At 70.8% G+C, this 3,855-nt stretch carries 1 protein-coding gene; it reads left to right on the top strand.

Going from position 1 to position 3,855, the window contains the following annotated elements:
• Positions 1-3,855, top strand: a 3,855-nt coding sequence (locus ACGFW5_RS35245) for a beta-ketoacyl synthase N-terminal-like domain-containing protein (RefSeq protein WP_393838445.1), incomplete at both ends; no start/stop codon positions are given.

Here is a 3,855-nt window from a genome sequence, read left to right as displayed (position 1 = left end):
GGGGTTTGTGGGGTGGTGTGGGTGGTATGGGTGGTGGTTTGTCGGATGGTGATGTGGCGCGGATGGCGCGTGGTGGTGTGTTGCCGTTGTCGGAGTCGGATGGGTTGCGGTTGTTCGGGGTGGGGGCTCGGGCGGATGCGGCGCTGGTTCCGGTGTGTCTTGATGTGGAGGCGTTGCGGGCGCAGGGGGCGGCACTCCCACCCCTCTACCATCACCTCACCGGGCGGCCGGCACGTCGGCAGGCCACATCGCGGACCGCGGTAGCCGCCGCCGGCTCGCTCGGCCAACGTCTTGCCGTGCTCGCCGAGTCCGAACGCCACGAAGCGGTCCTGGACCTCGTGCGGGGTCAAGTCGCCGCGGTCCTGGGCCATGCGACTCCGGCGGCCATCGCGCCCGACCGCGCGTTCAGCGACCTCGGCTTCGACTCGCTGACCTCGGTGGAGCTGCGTAACGCGCTGAACACCGCGACCGACCTGCGCCTGCCGGCCACCCTGGTCTTCGACTACCCGACCGCCGGCGACCTCGCGGACCACCTGTTGTCCGAGATCTCCGGGGACGTGGCCGCCGCCGGTGTCCTGGCGACGACCGGCGCGCGCGCCGACATCGACGACCCCATCGTCATCGTGGGCATGTCCTGCCGTTTTCCGGGCGGCATCGAATCGCCCGAGGACCTGTGGAAACTGGTCTGCGCCGGAGACGACGCCATCACCGACTTCCCCGAGAACCGGGGCTGGAACGTCGAACGACTCTACGACTCCACTGAGACCCGGCCCGACACCACCTACGTGCGTAAGGGCGGTTTCCTGCACGACGCGGCCGACTTCGACGCGGACTTCTTCGGCATCAGCCCGAACGAAGCCCTCATCACCGACCCGCAGCAGCGACTGCTGTTGCAGACGTCCTGGGAGGCCTTCGAGCGGGCGGGCATCGACCCCGCGACCCTGAAGGGCAGCGCCACCGGTGTGTTCGCCGGTCTCGTCTACCACGACTACACGGGCAGCAACAGTTCGGGCAGCATCGTGTCCGGGCGCATCGCCTACACCTACGGCCTGGAAGGGCCGGCCGTGACCGTGGACACGGCGTGCTCGTCGTCCCTGGTGGCGCTGCACCTCGCGATCCAGGCCCTGCGCAACGGCGAGTGCGACCTGGCTCTTGCGGGTGGCGTGACGGTCATGGCTTCACCCGCCGCGTTCGTGGAGTTCAGCCGTCAGCGCGGTCTCTCCCGCGACGGCCTCTGCAAGGCGTTCGCCGCCGGAGCGGACGGCACGGCCTGGGGCGAGGGCGTGGGCCTCCTGGTGGTGGAGCGGCTGTCGGACGCGGAGCGCAACGGTCACCGGGTGCTCGCGCACGTACGCGGCTCCGCCGTGAACCAGGACGGTGCCAGCAACGGTCTCACCGCGCCGAACGGCCCCGCTCAGCAGCGTGTCATCCGCCAGGCCCTCGCCAACGCCCGGCTGGCCGCCGCGGACGTGGACGTGGTCGAGGCGCACGGCACGGGCACCGTTCTGGGTGACCCGATCGAAGCGCAGGCCCTGATGGCGACGTACGGACAGGAGCGCGCCGCCGACCGGCCGCTCTGGCTCGGCTCGGTCAAGTCCAACATCGGGCACACCCAGGGCGCGGCCGGTGTCGCAGGCATCATCAAGATGGTCATGGCGATGCGCAACGGCGTCCTGCCCAAGACCCTGCACGTGGACGCACCCTCCACGCATGTGGACTGGACGGCGGGCGCGATGCGGCTGCTGACCGAGGAAGTCGAGTGGGACTCCGACCGGCCGCGCCGCGCGGGCATCTCGTCCTTCGGCATCAGCGGCACGAACGCCCACGTGATCATCGAGCAGGCGGCGTACGACAACGAGGGCGAGCCGGCGTGCGAGGCCGTGCCGCCGGGCGACTCGGCGGTCGCGCCGGCCCCTCTCGTGCCCTGGGTCATCTCCGCCCGTGGCGAGGACGGACTGCGCGCCCAGGCGGCACGACTGGCGTCCTACGTGGAGGAGCACGGCGAACTCCGCCCGGCGGACGTGGGCTGGTCCCTGGCCACGAAGCGCGGCGCCCTGGAGCGACGCGCGACCGTACTCGGCACGGACATGGCCGAATTGGTGGCAGGACTGCGCTCCCTCGCCGAAGAGACCAAGGCGCCGGGCACCGTACGCACCGGCGGCAAGACCGCGTTCCTGTTCACCGGCCAGGGAGCGCAGCGGACCGGCATGGGCCGCGAACTGTATGCGGCGTACCCCGTCTTCCGCCAGGCATGGGACGAGATCTGCCGGCAGCTGGACCCATTGCTCGAACTGCCGCTCAACGACGTGCTGTTCGCCAAGGACGATTCCGCGCAGGCCGCTCTGCTGGACCGCACCGAGTACGCCCAGCCTGCTCTGTTCACCTTCGAGGTGAGTCTGTACCGGCTGATCGCCTCATGGGGTGTCCACCCCGACGTCGTGATGGGCCACTCGATCGGCGAGATCGCCGCCGCGCACATCGCCGGCATCCTGACTCTGGCCGACGCGTGCACCCTGGTCGCCGCGCGCGGCCGCTTGATGCAGGCACTCCCGGCGGGCGGCGCGATGATCGCCGTCGAGGCGACCGAGGAGGAGACGCTGCCGCTGCTCGCGCAGTCGGCGGGAGCCGGTCTTGCCGCGGTGAACGGCCCGCGGTCTGTCGTCCTGTCGGGCCCCGAAGCCGCTGTTGAGGAGGTCGCGGATCACCTGCGCGCGCAGGGCCGCAAGACGTCAAGGCTGAAGGTGTCGCATGCCTTCCACTCCACGCTCATGGAGCCGATGCTTGCCGAGTTCCGGGACGTCCTGGAAGGCCTGACGTTCGCCGAACCGCAGCTGGCCGTGGTGTCCAACGTGACGGGCGACGTGGCCGCCGAGGGGGACCTCTGCTCGGTGGACTACTGGCTGCGGCACGTCGCCGAGGCGGTGCGCTTCGCCGACGGGGTACGCAGCGCGGCGGACCGTGGAGTGACACGGTTCGTGGAGGTGGGCCCGGACGGGGTGCTGACGGGTCTCGCACGGACCTGCCTCGCGGAGACCGAGGAGCCGGAGCGTTCGGAACGCACGGAGCAGGCGGTGTGCGTACCGCTGCTGCGCAAGGGGCGCCCGGAGGCGCGGTCGCTGCTGGCCGGTCTGGGCCTGCTGTACGCCGCGGGCGGCGAAGTGGCCTGGCCCGCCCTGTTCGAGGGGAGCGGTGCCCGCGAGGTCGAGCTGCCCACGTACGCCTTCCAGCGCCGCCGTTTCTGGTCCCAGACGCCGACCGACCACGGAGACCCGGCGGCCATCGGCCTCGGCGCCACCGACCATCCGCTGCTGGGCGCGGCCGTCGCGCTTGCCGACTCGGAGGGCTTCCTCTTCACCGGCCGGCTCTCCGCGCAGACCCAGCCCTGGCTTGCGGACCACGTCGTGGGCGGCTCCATCTTCTTCCCCGGCACCGGGTTCGTGGAGTTGGCGATCCGGGCGGGGGATCAGGTCGGGTGCGGGTTGTTGGAGGAGTTGACGTTGGAGGCGCCTTTGGTGCTTCCGTCGCGTGGTGGTGTGCAGGTGCAGGTGGTGGTGGGTGCGCCCGAGGGTGGTTCCGGGGTGCGCGCGGTCCGTGTCTTCTCGCGGGGCGAGGAGGCGGCGGGCGAAGTGGCATGGACCCGGCACGCGACGGGTGTGCTGGGGGCCGGGGCGCGAGGTGGCGTCGATGGGAGTGGAGGCGCCGAATTCACCGTGTGGCCTCCGGTGGGGGCGGTGCCGGTTTCGGTGGAGGGTGTGTATGAGCGGTATGCGGAGGGTGGGTTGGTGTATGGGCCGGTGTTTCGTGGTTTGAGGGCTGCTTGGCGGTTGGGTGGTGATGTGTTTGCTGAGGTGGTGT

It is taken from the genome of Streptomyces sp. NPDC048416 (assembly GCF_043200435.1).
Lineage (GTDB): Bacteria > Actinomycetota > Actinomycetes > Streptomycetales > Streptomycetaceae > Streptomyces.
Note: the sequence above shows the minus strand (reverse complement) of the source record. Positions and strands in the feature narration are given on the sequence as shown.